Source organism: Streptomyces sp. NPDC028289 (genome assembly GCF_055565975.1).
This window is the reverse complement of sequence record NZ_JBVHTI010000009.1, coordinates 398199-418167: the sequence shown is the minus strand read 5'-3', so window position 1 is coordinate 418167 and position 19969 is coordinate 398199. Positions and strand designations below refer to the sequence as shown.

At 74.5% G+C, this 19969-nt stretch carries 18 protein-coding genes; 12 read left to right on the top strand and 6 right to left on the bottom strand.

Going from position 1 to position 19969, the window contains the following annotated elements; all coding sequences use genetic code 11:
• Positions 1-188 precede the first annotated feature (188 nt).
• The 5 genes from ACZ4UV_RS41670 (at position 189) to ACZ4UV_RS41650 (ending at position 6746) form a co-directional block, all read left to right on the top strand.
• Positions 189-3029 (top strand): helix-turn-helix transcriptional regulator, encoded by a 2841-nt coding sequence (locus ACZ4UV_RS41670; RefSeq protein ID WP_467845272.1) that lies wholly within the window; start codon positions 189-191, stop codon positions 3027-3029.
• A gap of 31 nt (positions 3030-3060) precedes the next feature.
• Positions 3061-4026 (top strand): alpha/beta hydrolase, encoded by a 966-nt coding sequence (locus tag ACZ4UV_RS41665; RefSeq protein WP_451020493.1) that lies wholly within the window; start codon positions 3061-3063, stop codon positions 4024-4026.
• 145 nt (positions 4027-4171) lie between these two features.
• Complete coding sequence (locus ACZ4UV_RS41660) at positions 4172-5200, top strand: AraC-like ligand-binding domain-containing protein (protein ID WP_467845270.1); 1029 nt, start codon at positions 4172-4174, stop codon at positions 5198-5200.
• Entirely contained in the window at positions 5194-6285 is a 1092-nt protein-coding gene (locus ACZ4UV_RS41655; RefSeq protein WP_451020495.1) for a helix-turn-helix domain-containing protein, read from the top strand. The genes ACZ4UV_RS41660 and ACZ4UV_RS41655 overlap by 7 nt, the downstream gene beginning before the upstream one ends.
• A complete protein-coding gene (locus ACZ4UV_RS41650) occupies positions 6282-6746 on the top strand; it encodes a DUF5709 domain-containing protein (RefSeq protein WP_451020496.1) in 465 nt (154 codons plus the stop codon). The genes ACZ4UV_RS41655 and ACZ4UV_RS41650 overlap by 4 nt, the downstream gene beginning before the upstream one ends.
• 25 nt (positions 6747-6771) lie before the next feature.
• Here the strand turns inward: ACZ4UV_RS41650 and ACZ4UV_RS41645 are convergent, their stop codons facing one another.
• Positions 6772-7641: a LysR family transcriptional regulator gene (locus ACZ4UV_RS41645; RefSeq protein WP_467845503.1), complete on the bottom strand. Its 870-nt coding sequence runs from the start codon at positions 7639-7641 to the stop codon at positions 6772-6774.
• A 140-nt stretch (positions 7642-7781) separates the two neighbouring features.
• The gene (locus ACZ4UV_RS41640) at positions 7782-9014 is read right to left on the bottom strand and encodes an MFS transporter (protein ID WP_467845265.1); all 1233 of its coding nucleotides are present in this window, start codon (positions 9012-9014) and stop codon (positions 7782-7784) included.
• 281 nt (positions 9015-9295) lie between these two features.
• Between ACZ4UV_RS41640 and ACZ4UV_RS41635 the strand changes: the two genes are divergently transcribed.
• The 6 genes from ACZ4UV_RS41635 (at position 9296) to ACZ4UV_RS41610 (ending at position 13785) form a co-directional block, all read left to right on the top strand.
• Positions 9296-10267 (top strand): alpha/beta hydrolase, encoded by a 972-nt coding sequence (locus ACZ4UV_RS41635; RefSeq protein ID WP_390034971.1) that lies wholly within the window; start codon positions 9296-9298, stop codon positions 10265-10267.
• 16 nt (positions 10268-10283) lie between these two features.
• The gene (locus ACZ4UV_RS41630; protein WP_451023283.1) at positions 10284-10532 is read left to right on the top strand and encodes a hypothetical protein; all 249 of its coding nucleotides are present in this window, start codon (positions 10284-10286) and stop codon (positions 10530-10532) included.
• Between the two features lie 44 nt (positions 10533-10576).
• On the top strand, positions 10577-11302 hold the full coding sequence (locus ACZ4UV_RS41625) for an alpha/beta fold hydrolase (RefSeq protein WP_467845260.1): 726 nt from the start codon (positions 10577-10579) through the stop codon (positions 11300-11302).
• A gap of 117 nt (positions 11303-11419) precedes the next feature.
• Positions 11420-12142, top strand: a complete 723-nt coding sequence (locus ACZ4UV_RS41620) for a hypothetical protein (protein WP_451023285.1) — start codon at positions 11420-11422, stop codon at positions 12140-12142.
• Positions 12143-12423: 281 nt separating this feature from the next.
• Positions 12424-13086: a hypothetical protein gene (locus tag ACZ4UV_RS41615; RefSeq protein WP_390034967.1), complete on the top strand. Its 663-nt coding sequence runs from the start codon at positions 12424-12426 to the stop codon at positions 13084-13086.
• Positions 13087-13209: 123 nt separating this feature from the next.
• Positions 13210-13785: a sigma-70 family RNA polymerase sigma factor gene (locus ACZ4UV_RS41610; RefSeq protein WP_451021314.1), complete on the top strand. Its 576-nt coding sequence runs from the start codon at positions 13210-13212 to the stop codon at positions 13783-13785.
• Here the strand turns inward: ACZ4UV_RS41610 and meaB are convergent.
• From meaB to ACZ4UV_RS41590, 4 genes are all read right to left on the bottom strand, one after another.
• Positions 13773-14759: a methylmalonyl Co-A mutase-associated GTPase MeaB gene (gene meaB, locus ACZ4UV_RS41605; RefSeq protein WP_451021315.1), complete on the bottom strand. Its 987-nt coding sequence runs from the start codon at positions 14757-14759 to the stop codon at positions 13773-13775. The genes ACZ4UV_RS41610 and meaB overlap by 13 nt on opposite strands.
• Complete coding sequence (gene scpA / locus ACZ4UV_RS41600) at positions 14756-16915, bottom strand: methylmalonyl-CoA mutase (RefSeq protein ID WP_451021316.1); 2160 nt, start codon at positions 16913-16915, stop codon at positions 14756-14758. Before scpA ends, meaB begins: the two co-directional genes overlap by 4 nt.
• Positions 16915-18720, bottom strand: coding sequence for a methylmalonyl-CoA mutase family protein (locus ACZ4UV_RS41595; protein WP_451021317.1), 1806 nt, complete (start codon positions 18718-18720; stop codon positions 16915-16917). Before ACZ4UV_RS41595 ends, scpA begins: the two co-directional genes overlap by 1 nt.
• 113 nt (positions 18721-18833) lie before the next feature.
• Positions 18834-19331, bottom strand: a complete 498-nt coding sequence (locus tag ACZ4UV_RS41590) for a MarR family winged helix-turn-helix transcriptional regulator (protein ID WP_451021318.1) — start codon at positions 19329-19331, stop codon at positions 18834-18836.
• Positions 19332-19431: 100 nt separating this feature from the next.
• On the opposite strand from ACZ4UV_RS41590, the gene ACZ4UV_RS41585 reads away from it, so the two are divergent.
• Positions 19432-19944: a YceI family protein gene (locus tag ACZ4UV_RS41585; protein WP_451021319.1), complete on the top strand. Its 513-nt coding sequence runs from the start codon at positions 19432-19434 to the stop codon at positions 19942-19944.
• Positions 19945-19969: the final 25 nt, after the last annotated feature.

The following is a 19969-nucleotide window of genomic DNA, read 5'->3' as shown; positions in this document are numbered from 1 at the left end:
GTCGAGGTCGTCGAGCCGCTGATACGGCAATCCTGCCAGCGGCCCGCGGCAGGACCGGAACCGCGGGCCCGCGCGAGATGGCCGGCCGCCGGCGCGGGCGACTGGTCATGTGACAGAAGCGCGCCTCCCCGAACTCCGCGAAGATGGCCCTGGCCAGGGAAAACGCGCATTACCCGGGGAGTTTGTGCATGACGGTCCACCCACCCCAGCAGTCCACGACCGGCGACGAGACCGCCGTCCTGGGCCGGGACGGCGAGATCGAGCGGATCCTCAGGTGCGTGCGGCGCGAGCCCGGCACTCCCCAGACCCTGCTGCTCCTCGGCGAGGAGGGGACCGGGCGTACGACACTGCTCCGGCACGTCCGGGACCGGGCCGCCGCCGACGGTGTACTGGTGCTGGCCGCGCAGGGCTGGGCCGAGGACCCGCGGCACGCGCACGCCTGTCTGCACCAGCTGCTGACGCCACCGGTGCGGGACGAGCTGGCCGCCCTGCCCGCCGACCGGCGACGGGCGCTGACGGCCGTACCGCCGGTGGACGGCCCGGTGGACGAGGCGGAGCTGCACGCCGCGGTGACGGCGCTGCTGGACCGGCTCGCCGGGGCCGGCCCGGTGCTGGTGTGCGTGGACGACGCCGACCTGTGCGGCCGCGCCTTCCCGGAGGCGCTGTTCGCCGCCGTACGGCAGCTGGCCGGCCGGGCCCTGACGGTGCTGCTCGCCGCACGCCACGAGGCGGCCCTGCCCGGCCCGCCGCCCGGCACCGAGACCCTGCGGCTGGGCCCACTCGACGGCGCCTCGGCCGCGGCCCTCCTCGACCGCCAGCCGGCCGCGCCCACCGGCCGGCACCGGCTGGAGATCCTCGCCGAGGCCGCGGGCAACCCGCTGGCCCTCGTGGAACTGGGCCGCGGCGCGCCGGGCCCCGCCGAAGCGGTACGGCACGCGCACGCCTTCGGCGTACGGGTCGACGCGCTTCCGGCCGAGACCCGCCGGGCCCTGCTGTACGCGGCGGCCGCGGGGCCCGGCGGGACCGTCGCCACCGTCATGGCCGCCCTCGGCACCGGTGACCTGGCGGTGTGGGCGCCGGCGGAGGCGGCGGGGCTGATCGCGCTGGCCGAGGACCGGTTCGACTTCCGGCATCCGCTGGCCCGCTCGGCCGCCTACCTCGGGCGCCCGGCCGGCGAGCGCCAGCAGGCCCACCGGGAGCTCGCCAGGGTCGCCGCGCAGCCCGAGGGCAGGGCCCGGCACCTGGCCGCCGCCACGGTGGGCGCCAACCCCTTCGTCGCCGCCGCCCTGGAGGCCTCCGCCTGGCGGCGGGGGGACGCGGTGGAGGCCGCACGCGCCCTGGAACAGGCGGCCCGGCTCAGCCCGCGGCCGCCGGAACGCGCCCGCCGGCTGGCCGAGGCCCTGACCGCGGCCCACGCCACGGGCGACCCCGGCTGGGTCCGCGAGCTGTACGAACGGCTCGTCCAGGAAGGCGCCGAGCCGGAGTTCGGCTGCGCCGCGGCCGGCGCCCTGGCCTCCGCCCTCTCCCACGAGTCCGCCCAGCGCGAGGCCTTCGAGCTGCTGGCCGACGCCTCGGTGCACTTCCCCGTCGTCGACCGGTCCCTCGCGCTCGCCCTCGCCGCCCTGGCGGCGGGCATCGCCGCCCAGTCCGGGCTGCCGGAGCACACGGCGGCCCTGCCCGCGCTGCTCGACCGGGCCCGGCAGGCCGACGCGTCCGGGCGGTGGCGGCCCGCCACGGCCGGACCACTGGCCCGCCTGGACACCCCGCACACCCGACGGGCCCTGGCCGCACTGGACACCGCGGTCACCGGGCCACGCTCCGCCACCGCCACCGCCGCCCTCGGTCGCTCGCACCGCATCCCGCCCGGCCCCGGCCACCCGTACGACGCCCCGGACGACGGCCCCCACACCGCGCCGCCCGGCGCCCCGACCGCCTCCGCGGTCCACGGGGGCCACGGGGTCCACGCGGTCCTCGCCGCCGTCGCCCACCAGTCGGACGAGGCGGACGTGGACCTGGGACAGTCGCGGACGGCCGACGAGCGGCTGCGCGGCGCCCGCGCCTTCGGGCTGCGCGGCTGGTCGGTGCTCCCGCTCGTGGACACCCTGCTGGCCACCGGGCGGTTCGCCGAGGCCGGGAGCGTGACCGGGGACGCCCTGACGGAGGCCGCGGTACTGCGCCTGCCGCGGCTGCGGGCCGACCTGGAGACGCAGGCCCTGACCGTACGGGCACTGCGCGGCACCCTGCCGCCGGAGCCCTGGTTCACCCCCTCCGTGTGGCGGGCCGTCTGCCTCGACGAGAACCGGGCCACCCACGCCCGCCTGCTGCGCGCCCGCGGACTCGCCTCCTTCACCCGCGGCGACATGGAGGACGCCTGGCGGCAGCTGCGCGACCTGTTCACCGCCGACGGCGCACCGCTGCACCCCTTCCTGTCCGCACGGGCCGTCGCCGAACTCGCCGTCACCGCCCAGCGCACCGGCCGGTCGGCCGAGGCGCTGCCGCTCGTGGAACGGGTCGCGGCGGAGCAGGGGGACCGCCCGAGCACCCGGATGACGCTGCTGCTGCACCACGCCACCGCCCTGGTCGGCCCGGACCGCGAGGCCGAGCAGCACTTCCAGCTCGCGCTCGTCAACCACGGGGCGAACCGCTGGCCGTGGGAGTGCGCCCACGTCCGCCTCAACTACGCCATCTGGCTGCGCCGCTGCCGCCGCACCCTGGAGGCGCGCCAGCAGCTGACCGCCGTCCTGGAGACCGCCGAACGCCTCGGCGCCGGTGCCCTCGCGGCCGCCGCCGGCAGCGAACTGCGCGCCAGCGGTGCGGCCCCCGCCCCGGCGGACGCGGGGCTGCTGGAGCAACTGACCGCGCAGCAGCGGCAGATCGCCCAGCTGGCCGCGCGCGGCCTGTCGAACCGTGAGATCGGCGAACGGCTCTTCCTGTCGCCGCGTACCGTCGGCTCGCACCTGTACAACGTGTACCCCAAGCTCGGCATCAGCAGCCGCCACCAGCTCCGTGACCTGGTACAGGGCCGGTGACGGCGCCCGAGGGCCGGCCGGAGGAGCGCCCATGACATCCGGAGGCCCGGGGACCGCCGTCGTCCTCGACCCCGTGGTGCAGCGCCTGGTCAGCGCCGCCGCCGTGCCGCCCGCCCTCGACGACCTCGGCCCGGACGCGGCGCGGCAGGCGCTGCGGGAGACCCAGGCCGACCGGTTCGAGGACTTCGCCGTGGACGCGGTCTTCCACGTGGCACCGGTCGGCCCCGCGCGACTGCTCGGCTTCTGGACGGTACGCCCGGCCGGGGTGCGCGGCCGGCTCCCGGCCCTGCTGTACCTGCACGGCGGCCGGTGGTCGCTCGGCGACGCCCAGACCCACGCCCGGCTCATCAGCGAACTCGTCACCGGTGCCGGCGTGTGCGCCGTCGTCCCGGAGTACAGCCGCGCCCCCGAGGCCCGCTACCCGGTGGCGCTGGAGGAGTGCTACGCCCTGCTGGCCTGGGCGGTCGCCCAGGCCGGCGCACTCGCGCTGGACCCCGGCCGGCTGGCGGTCGCCGGCGACTGCGCCGGTGCCACGCTGGCCGCCGCCGTGACCATGCTGGCGAAGGCGCGGCGTGGGCCGCGGATCAGCGCGCAGCTGCTCTACTACCCGCTCACCGACGCCCGCTGCGACAGCCCCTCGCAACGCCAGTTCGCCACCGGCTACCTGCTCACCCGCCGGGCGCTGCGCGCCTATTGGCAGCGGTACGCCGCCGACCCGGCCCGGCGGAGCGAGCCCACCGCGGCCCCGCTGCGGGCGCGCCCGCAGGAGCTGGCGGGGCTGCCGCCGGCCCTGGTGGTCACCGCGGAGGCCGACGTGGCCCGCGACGAGGGCGAGCAGTACGCGCGGCGGCTGTCCGAGGCCGGTGTCGACGCGCTGTCCGTGCGGTTCCTCGGGACCGTCCACGACTTCGTGGCCCTGCACGCCCTCGCCGACAGCGAGCCCACCCGGGCGGCGCTGCTGACCGGTTGCGCCTTTCTGCGGGCCCGGCTGCGGTGACGGGCCCGGCCCCGGCCGAGGACCGGTCGGCCGGTGTGCCGGAGGACCAGTCGGCCGGTGTGCCGGAGGACCGGTCGGCCGGTGTGCCGGAGGACCAGTCGGCCGACTGATGCGCCGGTGCCGGTCGCCCGGCGAGGCTGGCGGCATGGCAACCGCGATCGGCTCCTACGAGGAGAGACGCCGGCGCCCGGCCGGCGCGGCGAGCGAACGGACCAGGGTGCTGACCACGCGCTCGGTGCCGCCGGACGAGAGCCTGGAGTACTGGCACGACGCCGTGTTCGACACCCTGGTGGGGATGGACATCGCCGCCGAGGGCCGGACCTACGACGCCACCCTGCGCACCGACCGCCTCGGCGACCTGCGGATCACCACGGTGGAGGCGGACCCCGGCCGGGTCCACCGGGCGCCGCGGTTCATCGCCCGCGGCGACGGCCGGGAGATCTTCGTGGCCGTCCAGAGCACCGGCCGCGCCCGCGTCGAACAGGACGGCCGCTCCACCGAGTTGCGCACCGGCGACATCGGGTTCTTCGAGACCCTGCGTCCCTTCCGGACCACTTTCCCGGACCGCTTCCGGCTGAAGATCTTCGCCGTACCGCGCAGGCTGCTGGAGCTCCCGGAGGCCGACGTACGGCAGCTCACCGGCCGCGCGCTACGCCCGCGCGGCGGGCTCCCCGCGCTGCTCGGGCCGCTGCTGGAACAGCTGGCCGACACCTCCGCGTCGTACACCACGCCGACGGCCGAGCGGCTGGCCGAGAGCGTCATCGACCTGGTGGCGGCCACGGCGGCCGACCAGGTGGGGGCGGACCCCGCCGAGCTGCCGGGCGCCGACGGTGTGCTGCTGCTGCGCATCAGGACGTACATCCGCTGGCACCTGTCGGACCCCGGGCTGACCCCGGCCGTCATCGCCCGGGTGCACGGCATCTCGGTGCGCTATCTGCACCGGCTGTTCCAGGCCGAGGACACCACCGTCTGCCAGTGGATCCGCGAGCTGCGGCTGCGCGAGTGCCGCCGGGAACTCGCCGCGCGGCCCCCGGGCTCGGTCAGCCTGGGCCAGGTCGCCCGGCGCTGGGGGTTCACCAGCGCGGCCGGGTTCGGCAAGGCCTTCCGCAGCTCCTTCGGGCTGTCCCCGACGGACTGGCTGGACCGGGTGCGGACGGACGGCCCGCCATGCTGACCGCGGTGTCCTGCGCCACCCGGGACCCGGCACCCGGCGACCGCCTCGCCGCCTGGCAGCGCGCCCTGTCCCGGACCTTCGTGGACGTCGAGGTCACCGTGGAGCGCGACCGCCCGTGGACCGGTGAACTGGCCGCCGAACGGCTCGGCGCCCTCCAGATCGCCACCGAGGACTTCGGCCCCGGCACGATCCTGCGCGGCGCCCGCACGGCCGCCGCCGATCCCCGCACCCACATCCTGGTCCGCCGCCAGCTGACCGGCACCGCCCTGCTGCTCCAGGACGGCCGCACCGCCGAGCTGCACCCCGGCGACCTGGCCTTCCACGACGCGCGGCGGCCGTTCCGGATCGTGCTCCCCGACCGGCAGCGGGCCCGGATCCTCATGGTGCCCCGCGCCCGGCTGCGCCTGGAGGAACGGCAGTTGCACGCCCTCACGGCCACGGCGGTGGGCGAGGCCGACGGGGGCGCGGCGGCCCTGCTGCTGCCGCTGCTCGACGGACTCGTCGACGAGGTCACCCGGGCCACCGCGGCCCGGCGCGAACAGCTCGCCCGTACCGTCGTGGACATCCTCGCGACCGTGGCCCTGGAGCGGATCGGCGGGCCGCCCGAGTCGGCCCTGTGGGAGCGGATCACCGCGTCCGTCCGGGACCGGCTCGGCGAACCCGGGCTCGCCCCGCAGGACATCGCCGACCAGCACGCCATCTCGCTGCGCTACCTGCACCGGCTCTTCCAGCGCCAGGGCACCACCGTGGGCGCCTGGATCCGGGCGCGCCGGCTGGAGGCGGCCCACGAGGAGCTGGCCCTGCCCGGCGCCGCCCACCGGTCGATCGCCGCCGTGGCCGCCAGCTGGGGCTTCACCAGCCCCTCCCACTTCAGCCGGGCGTTCCGCGAGACGTACGGGATGTCGCCGGCGCAGTGGCGGCGGGCGGCGGGCGCCGGCCGGGGCGGCTGCATGCCCGCCGGCCGCCCCGCCCTTCCCGCCCCGCTTTCGCGACCGCGGCCCCCCGACCGCGACCATGACCTCCTACCCTTTCCGGTTGACGGCCGGATCGAACTGACGGCCCGAGTGACGATGGAGCGCGCATGACCGACGAGGCGATGGGTGACGAGGTCTACCAGCCGGACGGTTCGGAGGTGCAGGACGACGCCGGGCTGCTGGACGCCTCGGACACCCTGGACTACCGGGCCGGCGAGGAGGCCCTGGACGAGGGCTACTCGCCGCCGGAGCGGCCCTGGGCCGTGGAGCACACGGGCGTGACGGCGGCGGAGGCACTGCGCGGGGAGACCCTGGACGAGCGTCTCGCCGAGGAGGTGCCGGACATCGGCGTCCCGGACGGCGACGGCCTCGGCGACACCTGGGACACGGACGGCGAACTCCTCGACGACGAGGTCGGCGACGGCCGCGCCGGACGGCTCCTCGCCCCCGACGAGGGAGCGCACGAGGTCACCGACTCCGACCTGTTCGCCTCCGACCGGGGTCTGGACGGTGCGGGGGCGTCGGCGGAGGAGGCCGCGATGCACGTGATCCCGGAGTCCGACGACTTCTGACGATCCGGAACCCGACGACTTCCGCTCAGGTGATGTGGCGCAGCAGCGCCGCGACGGCCGCCGGGGGCTCGCCCGGCGGCCGGACCACCATCACCTTCCAGCTCGGTGCGTGCCGGGCGATCCGGTAGGCCGTCAGGTCCGGGAACCGGCCGGCGATGGTCGGCGGCATGATGCAGACGCCGAGGTCGTTGCGGACCAGTTCGGAGGCGGCCACGATGTCGTTGACCTCGAAGGTCGTGGCCCGTTCGACGCCGGCCGCCCGGAACGAGCGGTCGGCCGCGTCCCGGATGGCCCAGCCGGGCGGGAACTCCACCTGCGGCAGCCCGGCGATGTCCGCCAGCTCCACGGTGTCCTCGGGGCCGCTCGCGGTGAGGCTCCGGCGGGGCGAGGCGACCAGGACCATCTCCTCCCGGGACAGCAGCCTGCTCACCAGCCCGCGCTGCTGCTGCCGGTCCAGCGCCACCACCGCCAGGTCCACCGTGCCCTCGCGCAGCGCCTGCCGCAGGTCGGTGACCGCCGCCTGCCGCAACTGCACGACCACGCGCGGGTGTTCCACCCGCAGCGCGGCCAGCGCGAGGTGCAGGTCCGCCCAGACCCCCTGCATCGTGCCGACCGTCACCCGGCCGCTCAGCTCCCCCTTCGCCGCGTCGACCGCCTCGCGGGCCAGTTCGGCGGCGCGCAGGGCCTGCCGGGCCGCCGGGACGAACGCCTCACCGGCCGGCGTGAGCCGGACCCGGTGCGTGGTCCGGGTGAACAGCGCCGTACCCAGCTCGCGTTCCAGGGCGCGGACGGTGCCGGAGACGGCCGACTGGACCACGTGCAGCCGCCGCGCCGCCGCCGTGAACCCGCCCGCGTCCGCCACGGCGACGACGACTTCCATCTGCCGCAGGTCCATCATCCGCTCCCGGTGGCGCAGCGCCCGCCTCGGCCGGGCGGCGGTCTCCACTGCATCCTAGGCAGGCGCAGCTCCCGTCCCGGGCGCGGACCGGCGGAGTGTCGGCGGGGTGCTCCGCCAGGAACCGGGCCCGCTGCTCCCTACGCCGAGTGCGGCGCGCTCGTGTCGCGCTCGGTCAGCCAGTACAGCAGCGCCAGCACCGGCAGGGCGGCCCCGAACATGCTGACCGCGCTCCAGCCGCCGGACCGGTAGGCGATCGAGCCGAGCTGGGAGCCGAGGGCGCCACCGATGAAGAAGATCGCGATGAAGGCGCTGTTCAGGCGGGCCCGGGCAAGGGGATCGAGTTGGTAGACGGTGTGCTGGCCGAGGATCAGGCTGGTCTGGACGGCCATGTCGAGGGCGACGGCCGCGAGCCCGATCAGGACGACACTGTGCCCGCCGAACCCGGCTATGGCGAAGGCCAGCGCGGCGACCCCGAACGCGGCACCGGTCATCCGGCGGGTCAGACCGCGGTCGGCCCAGTGCCCGGCGAACGGGGCGACGGCCGCACCGGCCGCGCCGACCAGCGCGAACACCCCGACCCCGACGGCGGAGTAGTGGAAGTGCGGTCCGGTCAGGACGTAGGAGACGGTGGTCCAGAAGGCGCTGAAGGCCCCGAACATGGCCGCCTGGTAGAGGCCGCGGCGCACCAGCGCGGGGTGCGTGCGCACCAGCGCCGCCGTGGAGCGCAGCACGCGGTGGTACGGCACGGAGGTGGTCGGCGCATGCTGGGGGAGGGCCAGCCGCAGGGCCACGCCCAGCAGGGCCATCAGGACGGCGGAGCCGAGGTAGACGACCCGCCAGCCTGCCACGCCGGAGACCAGGCTGCTGAGCGTGCGGGACAGCAGGATGCCGGTGAGCAGGCCGCTCATCACCCGGCCCACCACCCGGCCCCGGGCGTGGTCCGGCGCCAGGCTCGCGGCGAAGGGGACGAGGATCTGCGCCACCACGGAGGTGGCCCCGCTGATCAGTGAGGCGATCAGCAGCATCGGGAACCCGGTCGCCAGACCGGCCGCCACCAGGGCGAGCGTGGTGACCGTCAGCAGGGCGGTGATCAGGCTCCGCTTCTCCAGCCGGTCGCCGAGCGGGACCAGGAAGATCATGCCGATCACGTAGCCGACCTGGGTGAGCGTGATCAGCAGGCCCGCGGTTGCCTCGCCGATGTGGAAGACACCGCGCAGCTCGGACAGCAGGGGCTGGGCGTAGTACAGGTTGGCGACCGTCATGCCGGAGGCGACGGCGAACAGCGCGATCAGCCAGCCGGGCACCCCGTGGGCGGCCTCGGGGGCCGTCTCGCGCGGGGGGCGTATTTCGGACGACGACGTCTGGGACACGGGACCTTCCTCACAGGAGGCGTTGCTCTCGTCATTCAGCAGCGCTCCGCCGCCCGCCGTGCTTCCCTCCTCACGGCGATGGTTCGGGATGTCAGTCATCTCGACAGCAGATCACCGTGGCCGGGCCCCACCCTTGAGGACCGGCGCCCCAGGGCCGCGCGTGCGCTGCGGGGCGGGTGGCCGTGCACTCGGGGACAACTGCACGGCACACCGGGCTCCTACGGTGAACCGCGGCCGCGCCGGAACGCCCGGTGTGGCTCACGCAATCCCAGGAGACTCGCATGTCCGAAGCCTTCACGCCCGTCACGCCGGTGCTCGAGCCCGCCGCGCAGGCCTTCGTCGAGGCCACCGCCAACCCGCCCTACCTCTTCGACCTCGCCCCCGCCGAGGGCCGCAAGGCCGTCGACGAGGTGCAGTCCGGCGAGATCGCCAAGCCGGCCGTCGACGAGGAATGGATCACCGTCCAGGGCGGCCCCACCGGCACCGTCCGCGCCCGCATCGTCAAGCCCGCCGGCACCACCGCCACCCTCCCCGTCATCATCTACATCCACGGCGCCGGCTGGGTCTTCGGCAACGCCCACACCCACGACCGCCTGGTCCGCGAACTCGCCGTCGGCGCGAACGCCGCCGTCGTCTTCCCCGAGTACGACCTCTCGCCCGAGGCCCGCTACCCCGTCGCCATCGAGCAGAACTACGCCGTCGCCCAGTGGGTCGTCACCCAGGGCGCGACCAAGGACCTCGACCCCACCCGCATCGCGGTCGCCGGCGACTCCGTCGGCGGCAACATGACCGCCGCCCTCACCCTGATGGCCAAGGAACGCGGGGACGTGCCCCTGCTCCAGCAGGTCCTCTTCTACCCGGTCACGGACGCGAGCTTCGACACCGCCTCCTACCACCAGTTCGCCGAGGGCTACTTCCTGCGCCGCGACGGCATGTTCTGGTTCTGGGACCAGTACACGACCGACGAGGCCGAACGCGCCCAGATCACCGCCTCCCCGCTGCGCGCCACCACCGAACAGCTCACCGGCCTGCCCCCCGCCCTCGTCATCGTCGCCGAGGCCGACGTCCTGCGCGACGAGGGCGAGGCCTACGCCAACAAGCTCCGCGAAGCCGGCGTACCCGTCACCGCCGTCCGCTTCCAGGGCATCATCCACGACTTCGTGATGCTCAACGCCCTGCGCGAGACCCACGCCGCCGAAGCCGCCATCTCCCTGGCCGCACGCACCCTGCACACCGCCCTCCACACCGCCTGAGCCAGGGGTGACCGGCGTGACCACCGACGACCCGTCCGCGCCCGACGCCCCGTCCGCGCCCGACGGCCACCCGCGCCTGAGGCACCTCAAGGAACAGCTCACCGAGCACCGTCGCCGGAGCAGGGCCGAGCGCGAGGAAGCCGAGCTGGAGGAGGCCGTCGGGACGGCGGCCTTCGACCTGGGGACCGACATCGCGCACCCCGCCCCGGACCACGCGGAAGCCGCCTACGACGTCGACACGGACCTCGGGGTCGACCCGCGCTAGCCCCCTCCGTCAGCCCTGCCCCGCACCGCCGACAAGGAATTCCCATGACCGACTCCACACCCACCGTCGTCCTGGTGCACGGTGCCTTCGCCGACGCGTCCAGCTTCGCCCGGGTCGTCCCCGAACTGCTGGCCGACGGCCTGAAGGTGCTCGTCCCGGCCGTGCCCAACCGCAGCCTCACCGGCGACTCCGCGTACATCGCCTCGGTGGTCCGCGCGGTCGACGGCCCCGTCGTCCTGGTGGGCCACTCCTACGGCGGTGCCGTCATCACCGTCGCGGGCGCCGAGGACAACGTGCGGGCCCTGGTCTACCTGGCCGGCTACGCCCTGGAGGAGGGCGAGAGCCTCGGCGAGCTCCAGGGCCGGTTCCCGGACTCCGAGCTCGCCTCTGCCCTGGTGTACACGCCGTTCCCGGTCGAGGGCTCGGACGAGCCGGGCACCGACGTCACCGTCGAGACCGACAGGTTCCCCGCGATCTTCGCCGCCGACGTCGACCTGGACCTCGCCCGGGTGCTCGCCGTCTCCCAGCGCCCGCTGGCCGGCGCGGCCTTCGCCGAGGCGGCCCCGGTCGCGGCCTGGAAGACCAAGCCGTCCTGGGGCCTGGTGTCGTCCTCCGACCGCACCATCAACCCGGACGTCGAGCGCTACGGCTACGAGCGCGCCGGCATGACCACGGTCGAGGTCGACTCCTCCCACCTGGTCATGCTCGCGCACCCCGAGAAGGTCGCGGACCTGATCCGCGAGGCCGTCCGGAGCCTCGGTACGGAGTAAACGGCGCACCCCGCAAGGGTGATGCCGAGCGGGCCGCGCACCGGTGCAGACCGGGCGCGGCCCGTCCGCATGTAGGTACATGTCATGCGGACAGCGGCGACGAAGGTACGAGCACGGATGCGATCCCCCTGGACCTGGACGGCCCTCGCCGCCGTCACGGGCGTGTCCGCGACCCTGCCGTTCCTCCTCGCCGGCGGCGACGGGCCGCGCCCGCTCTCCGCGGCCGAGGCCCGGCGCATGGCCCTCACCCCGCTCCGCGCCTACCGGGACAGCCCCGCCGAGGTGACGGTACGGGCACCGCTGCCCGGCGGTACGGCCGTGGTCCGCGCGGTGGTCGACGAGCACCGGCACCGGGCGGTGGGCTGGTTCGACACGGGGGACGCGGCGGAGCGGGGGCTGCTGGCGTGGGACGGGGCCGGGCTGGAGGTCGCCCGCCCCAAGGCGGACGGCAGCGCGGGCCCGCTGGCGAGACCGGCGTCGACGGCGGAGGCGGTACGGGACGCCGCGCGGCTGAAGCCGACGGCGTGGATCCGCCGCCGCTACGGGCCCGCTTCGCTGGACACGGCCCTGCGGCTGACGCTCTCCCTCGCCGCCGCCCGCCCGGACGACGCGCGCCGGATCGCCCGGTCCGGCCGACGCCACCTCGGCACGGACCGGATCGACGGCCGCCGCTACGACGTCATCTCCGCCGGTGACGCACCGCTGAAGTACTGGATCGACGCCGCCGGGCGCCTGCGCCGGGTCAGGGAGGACCTGGACGAGGACCGCACGATCGTGGTGGATGTGACGCGGGCCAGGGTGCGGCCGGGGGTACCGGAGGGACCGTGGGCGAAGGGCTGAGGTGAGCTGGGGCCGGGGTGGGGACGCTCACCGGCGCCGGCCGGGTGCCTCCCCCAGCCTTCGGCCCGGGGGACCCCCAGCGCCCACCCGTGCCGCCCCAGCGGCACGACTGCCCGCAGCTGTGTCTTCAGGGGCGCGGGGAACTGCGCGACCAGCCCCCGCCGGGCCGCAGCCGAACGACTCTGTGAACCACCTCACCTCGCCTGTGAGTTGAGCGCACTGGCTGTGGATCGCCGTACCACTCCCCGACAGGTCCGCACCGGCTGCAAGGATGATGCGCCATGACGGCAGGATGGTGTGCGCGCACGATACGGTCCGCGGTGTTCGCGGCCGTCTGCGTGCTGCTCGCCGCCCTGGGCCACGTCCTGATGTCCGGCAGCCGGGTGCCCGCCTGGACCCTGGCCGCCGCCCTGGCGCTCACCGGCGCCCTCGGCTGGGCCCTGTCCGGCCGCGAACGCGGGCTGCCCCTGGTCGTGTCCGCCGCGGTCGGCGCCCAGACGGCCCTGCACTCCGGCTTCTCCGCGGCTCAGGTGTGGAGCACCCACACCGCGCCCATGGGATCCATGCACATGGACATGGCCGGGGACATGGCCGCCATGAACATGGGGTCGATGCACATGGCCGCCGCCCACACCGACCCCGTCGAATACCTGGGCTTCGGTACCGGCGGCACCGCATCCACCGGCATGTTCGCCGCCCACCTCCTCGCCGCGCTGCTGTGCGGCCTCTGGCTCGGCCACGGCGAACGCGCAGCGTTCCGTATCGTCCGGGCCGTCGCCGGCCGGCTCGTCGCGCCGCTCCGGCTGCTGCTCGCTCTGCCGGCCACCCCCGAGCGCCCACGGCCCCGGCCGCGCCGCCGCCGTTCGGACCGGGCGCCGCGGCTTCTCCTCCTCGTCCACGCGATCACTTCCAGGGGTCCGCCCGTGCGGACGGCTGTCGCCTGACGACAGCTGGTGTTCCGGAGCCGCCCAAGCGCGCCCCGGACCAACAGGCGGCCGTACGCCCGCTTGAGCACCGCGAGCGCCACCGGGCCGTCTCCCCCTTCACCTTTCTCACAAGGACACCGAGTGATCACTTCTGTCCTGCCCGCATGCGCCGAGGCGACGGAGAAACGCGACGCGTCGATCACGGCCTGGGCCCTCGCCGCCCGGTCCGGGGACACGGCCGCCGTGGACGCGTTCGTACGGGCCCTGCACCGCGACGTCCTCCGGTACGTCGCCCATCTCTGCGCCGACCCGCAGGCGGTCGACGACCTCGCGCAGGACACGTTCCTGCGCGCGCTGGGCAGCCTGCACCGTTTCGAAGGCCACGGCTCGGCCCGTTCCTGGCTGCTGTCGATCGCCCGCCGGGCCGTCGTGGACAGCCATCGGTACGCCGCCGCCAGGCCGCGCCCGGCGGACGTCCCCGACTGGCAACAGGCCGTCGAGCGGGCCCAGCCGCACGGGCTGCCCGGGTTCGACGACGGGGTCGCGCTCATGGATCTGCTGGCGGCGCTGCCCGACGAGCGGCGCGAGGCGTTCGTCCTCACCCAGCTCGTCGGGCTGCCGTACGCCGACGCCGCCGAGGTCAGCGACTGTCCCGTCGGCACGGTCCGCTCCCGGGTGGCCCGGGCCCGCGAGGCGCTCCAGGATCAGTTGGCCTGAGGTTCCTCGAAGGCCTTGAGGATGTGTTCGGCGGCCAGCGTCGCCGTCAACGTGCCGTCCCTGACCTGCCGTTCGAGGTCGGGGGCGGCCGCGCGCACCGCGGGGTGGGCGGAGAGCCGCCCGAGCAGCTCGTCCCGGACCATCGACCAGGTCCACCCCACCTGCTGCTCCCGCCGCTTGTCGGCGAGTCGCCCGGTGGAGTCGAGCAGTGCCCGGTGCTGCTCCAGGCGTTCCCAGACCAGCTCCAGGCCGGTCGACTCCCGCGCGCTGCAGCTCAGCACCGGGGGAGTCCAGAAGGCGTCCTTGCCGTGCATCAGGCGCAGCGCGCCCGCCAGTTCCCGCGCCGCGGAACGGGCGTCGCGCTCGTGCGGGCCGTCCGCCTTGTTGATGGCGATCACGTCGGCCAGCTCCAGGACGCCCTTCTTGATGCCCTGGAGCTGGTCGCCGGTACGGGCAAGGCTGAGCAGCAGGAAGGAGTCGACCATGTCGGCGACCGCGGTCTCCGACTGGCCGACGCCGACGGTCTCGACGAGGACCACGTCGTATCCGGCCGCCTCCATGACCACCATCGACTCGCGGGTCGCCTTGGCGACCCCGCCCAGCGTGCCCGCGCTGGGGGAGGGGCGGACGAAGGCGTTCGGGTCGACCGCCAGCCGCTCCATGCGTGTCTTGTCACCGAGGATCGATCCCCCGGTCCGCGTCGACGACGGGTCCACGGCCAGGACCGCGACCCGGTACCCCAGTCCCGTCAGCAACGTGCCGAACGCGTCGATGAACGTCGACTTGCCCACGCCCGGCACCCCGCTGATGCCGATCCGCCGGGCCCGGCCGCTGTGCGGGAGCAGCTCGGTGAGCAACTCCTGCGCCAGCACCCGGTGCTGCGGCCGGGTGGACTCGACGAGGGTGATGGCGCGGGCGACGACCGCGCGCTTCTGGTCGAGCACACCCTTCACATAGGCGTCGACATCGATCACAGGTCGTGCCCGAGTTCCGCCGACAGCCGCTTCACCAGGTCGTAGGCCGCGTCCGGGATCACCGTCCCGGGCGGGAACACGGCCGTGGCACCCATCTCCAGGAGGGCCGGCACGTCCTGGGGCGGGATGACACCGCCGACCACGATCATGATGTCCGCCCGGCCCTCCTCGGCGAGCTGCTCGCGCAGCGCCGGTACGAGGGTGAGGTGTCCGGCCGCCAGCGAGGACACGCCGACCACGTGGACGTCCGCCTCCACCGCCTGGCGGGCGACCTCCTGGGGGGTCTGGAAGAGCGGGCCGACGTCGACGTCGAAGCCGAGGTCGGCGAAGGCGGTCGCGATCACCTTCTGGCCGCGGTCGTGACCGTCCTGGCCCATCTTGGCGACCAGGATGCGCGGGCGGCGCCCCTCGGCCTCGCCGAACGCGTCGACCAGGGCCCGGGTACGGTCCACGTCCGGGGACTCGCCTGCTTCGTTGCGGTACACACCGGAGATCGTACGGATCTGGCTCGCGTGCCGGCCGTACACCTTCTCCAGGGCGTCGGAGATCTCACCGACGGTCGCCTTGGCGCGGGCCGCGTGCACGGCCAGCTCCAGCAGGTTGCCGTCGCCGTCCGCCGCCCGGGTCAGCGCGTCGAGCGCGTCCCGGCACGCCGTCTCGTCCCGCTCCGCGCGCAGCCGCCGCAGCTTGGCGATCTGCTGGGCGCGCACGGAGGAGTTGTCGACCTTGAGGACCTCGATCTGCTCGTCGCTGTCCACCCGGTACTTGTTGACGCCGATCACGGGCTGCCGTCCGGAGTCGATCCGGGCCTGGGTGCGGGCCGCGGCCTCCTCGATGCGCAGCTTGGGAATGCCGGCGTCGATCGCCTTGGCCATGCCGCCCGCCGCCTCGACCTCCTGGATGTGCGCCCAGGCCTTGCGCGCGAGGTCGTACGTCAGCCGCTCCACATAGGCGCTGCCGCCCCACGGGTCGATGACCCGGGTGGTGCCCGACTCCTGCTGGATGAGCAGCTGGGTGTTGCGGGCGATACGCGCCGAGAAGTCCGTCGGGAGCGCGAGGGCCTCGTCCAGGGCGTTGGTGTGCAGCGACTGGGTGTGGCCCTGGGTCGCGGCCATCGCCTCGACGCACGTCCGCGTGACGTTGTTGAAGACGTCCTGCGCGGTCAGCGACCAGCCCGAGGTCTGCGAATGGGTGCGCAGCGAGAGGGACTTGGTGTTCTGCGGCTCGAACTGCGCGACCAGCTTCGCCCACAGGAGCCGGGCCGCCCGCAGCTTGGCGATCTCCATGAAGAAGTTCATGCCGATCGCCCAGAAGAAGGAGAGCCGGGGCGCGAACGCGTCCACGTCCAGGCCCGCCTCCCGGCCCGCCCGGATGTACTCGACGCCGTCCGCGAGCGTGTACGCCAGCTCCAGGTCGGCCGTCGCGCCCGCCTCCTGGATGTGGTAGCCGGAGATGGAGATCGAGTTGTAGCGGGGCATCCGCTGCGAGGTGTAGGCGAAGATGTCGGAGATGATCCGCATCGACGGCTTCGGCGGATAGATGTAGGTGTTGCGGACCATGAACTCCTTGAGGATGTCGTTCTGGATGGTCCCGGCCAGCTTCTCGGGCGCGACGCCCTGCTCCTCCGCCGCCACGATGTACAGCGCCAGCACGGGCAGCACCGCGCCGTTCATCGTCATCGACACGGTCATCCTGTCCAGCGGGATGCCGTCGAAGAGCTGGCGCATGTCGAGAATCGAGTCGATGGCCACGCCCGCCATGCCGACGTCACCGGTCACCCGCGGGTGGTCGCTGTCGTAGCCCCGGTGCGTGGGCAGGTCGAAGGCGACCGACAGGCCCTTCTGGCCGGCCGCCAGGTTGCGCCGGTAGAACGCGTTGGACTCCTCGGCGGTGGAGAAGCCCGCGTACTGGCGGATGGTCCAGGGCTGGTTGACGTACATCGTCGGGTAGGGGCCGCGCAGGTAGGGTGCGATGCCCGGGTAGGTGCCCAGGAAGTCCAGGCCCTCCAGGTCACGGCCGGTGTAGAGCGGCTTGACCCCGATGCCCTCCGGGGTCTCCCACACGGGCGGGTCACCCGCGGCGGCCCGCCACTGGTCGGCGCTGCCCGCGGTGAGGGGGGTGCCCAGCTCGATGCCGGAGAAGTCGGGGATTCCCATCAGGACACTCCCATGCGGTCGAGGGTCTCGGACAGCACGGCCACGGCGTCGCAGCCCGCGAAGACGTACGAGTCGACACCGGTGAACTCGCCCCGGCCCGCGAGGACCACGTGCCGGGCACCGGCCGCCTTCAGCGACTCGGCGGCCTGTGGGGCCTGTTCGGCGTAGAACGCGTCGCTGGAGCAGAGCACCGCCTCGGTGGCGCCGCTCTCCTCGAAGGTGCCCTCGGTGACGGGTTCGATGCCGCCGGCCTGGAAGAGGTTGGCGGCGAAGCCGGCGCGCGCGGTGTACGCGGCGGCGGGGCCGAGCGTCGCCAGGTAGATCCGGGGGCGGCCGCCGGTCGCCGCGAGGTGGGCGTCCGAGCGGGCGCGCAGCTCCTCGAAGGCCTCGTCACGGCGGACCCGGGGGAGGCCGCCCGACGGCGGCTCGGGGGCGGGCTCGCGCACCACCGGCTTCTCGGCGAGGAACGGGAACTCGCTGACCCCGGTGACGGGCTCGCGGCGCTTGGCGAGCTTCTTGGAGCGCTCGGCCCAGGTGGTCGCGAGGTCGGTGCGCAGGCGGCCGGAGCGCAGGACGGCCGCCTGACCGCCGTCGCGCTCGACGGTCCGGAAGAACTCCCAGGCCGCGTGGGCGAGTTCGTCGGTGAGCTGCTCGACGTACCAGGAGCCGCCCGCCGGGTCGACGACCCGGGCCAGGTGGGACTCCTCGATGAGGATCGTCGAGGTGTTGCGGGCGATCCGGCGGGCGAACCCGTCCGGCAGGCCGAGCGCGTGGTCGAACGGCAGCACGGTGACGGAGTCGGCGCCGCCCACCCCGGCGGCCAGCGTCGCGACCGTCGTACGGAGCATGTTCACCCACGGGTCGCGGCGGCTCATCATCACCGGCGAGGTGACGGCGTGCTGCACCTGCGCGCCCGCGTCGGCCGCACCGCTGACCTCGGCGACCCGCGCCCACAGCCGGCGGGCCGCGCGCAGCTTGGCGGTCGTCAGGAACTGGTCGGCGGTCGCCGCGTACCGGAACTCCAGCTGCCCGAGGGCCTGTTCGATGCCGAGACCGGCCTCGGTCAGCTCGCGCAGGTAGGCCACCCCGGTGGCCAGCGAGGCGCCCAGCTCCTGTGCGGCCGAGCCGCCCGCCTCGTGGTACGGCAGCGCGTCCACGGTCAGCGCCCGCAGGCCCGGGAACTCCCCGGCGCAGCGCCTCGCCAGATCGGCGACGGGAGCGAAGGGCAGGGCGGTGCCGGTGCGCGCCTCGTACCCCAGCGGGTCGGCGCCCAGGTTGCCGCGCACCGCCTCGGGGGCGACGCCCTTCTCGTCGTACAGCCGCAGCAGCTCGGCCGCCGCCGCCTCGGTGTCCCGGCCGGCGTCCAGGACCACCGGGGCCAGGTCCAGGTAGACGCCGTCGAGGGCGCGGGCGAGTCCGGGCACGGGGATGCCGCCCCGGCCCACGAGCAGCCAGAGCGAGGTGACGCCGTTCTCCAGATCGGCCAGGACCGCGCCGTCGGGAGCCGCCGCGTGCCGCTGCCGTACGTCCCAGCCGCCCGCGGTGCCGCCCTCCGGACGGCCGCCACGCACGTACGGCGCGAAGCCGGGCAGACCGGGGTCGGGTGCGGTGTCGCGCGCGGTGTACAGGGGACGGGTGCGCAGCCCGTCCTCCAGCGTCGTGGACAGGGCGTCCTCGGCGGCCTCGCCCGAGACTTCCCTGCCGGACTTGCGCAGCACGCCTTCGACCAGGCGTTGCCACTGCTCTTGCGTCGCGTCAGGGAACTCGGCGGCCAGTGAGAGCCCGTCGTCAGGCAGGACCGTCATGCTCGGATGCTAGGGCAGAGCGCCAAAGGTGCACGGGTGACAGGGCTGTGACCTTGCCCTCGCCGTGGCTGTGACCTGCGCCTCCCGGGGGTGAAGTGGCCGGATTCGTACGGTCAGGGCGTGTCGTCGGCGAGCTCCGGGATCAGCGCGCACAGCGCCTCGCGCTGCGCCGGGCCGATGACGTGGCCGACCGCCTGAGCGACCGTCTCGGCGAGGGCGGCGGAGGCGTCCTGGATCTGGCGGCGGGCCTTGTCGGTGAGGGCGACCTCGATGCCCCGCTTGTCGCCGCAGGCGGCCTTGCGGGTGACGAGACCGGCGTGCTGGAGGCAGGCGATCTGGTAGGTGAGGCGGGTCTTGGGGCGGCCCAGAAGCTCGGCGATGCGGGTCATGCGCAGACCCTCGCGGGGCTGCTCGGCCAGCAGGCACAGGATCAGGAACTCGTCGTGCGAGACGTCCAGCGTCTCCTTCACGACCGACCGCAGCCGCTGCTCCACCGCACCGGTCGCGGCCAGCAGCAGCATCCAGGCACGCAGTTCGGCCGGGAGCAGCCCGCCGCCCGCGTGGGACGGACATTCGGGCAGCTCTGCGGGGTGTTCCTGGGCGGCGGCCATGGCATCGAGTCTACCTGTTGTCCAAATTTGGATATTGGGTTAGCGTGCAGCCGTACCGCAGTCATCCAAATTTGAACCACCAAGGAATCGGAGTACGGCCATGACCGTCACCGTGGCAACCGGCCTCTGGCAGCTCGACCCGACCGCCTCCACCGTCGCCGTCGGGCACAAGACCTTCTGGGGCCTGGTCACCGTCAAGGGCACCTTCGCGGGCGTCACCGGCCGGGGCGAGGTGGCCGCCGACGGCACCGCCAGCGGCACCCTCTCGATCGACGCGACCTCGCTGGACACCAAGAACAAGAAGCGCGACGACCACCTGCGCTCGGCCGACTTCTTCGATGCCGAGAACCACCCGGAGATCACCTTCGCGGTACGCAGTGCCCGGCGCACCGGTGACGAGGTGAAGGTCGACGGCCAGCTGACCGTCCGGGGCATCAGCAGGCCGCAGCAGGCCACCGCGAAGCTGGTCTCGGCGGACGCCGACGGGCTCACGCTGGAGGCCGAGTTCCAGGTGGTTCGCGAGGAGTTCGGCATCACCTTCAACCAGATGCGCATGATGGGCGGCCCCACCACGGTGACCGCCACCCTGCGCTTCACCCGCACGGGGGCCTGAAGCGCCCCGTAAGGGGCGCTGGGAG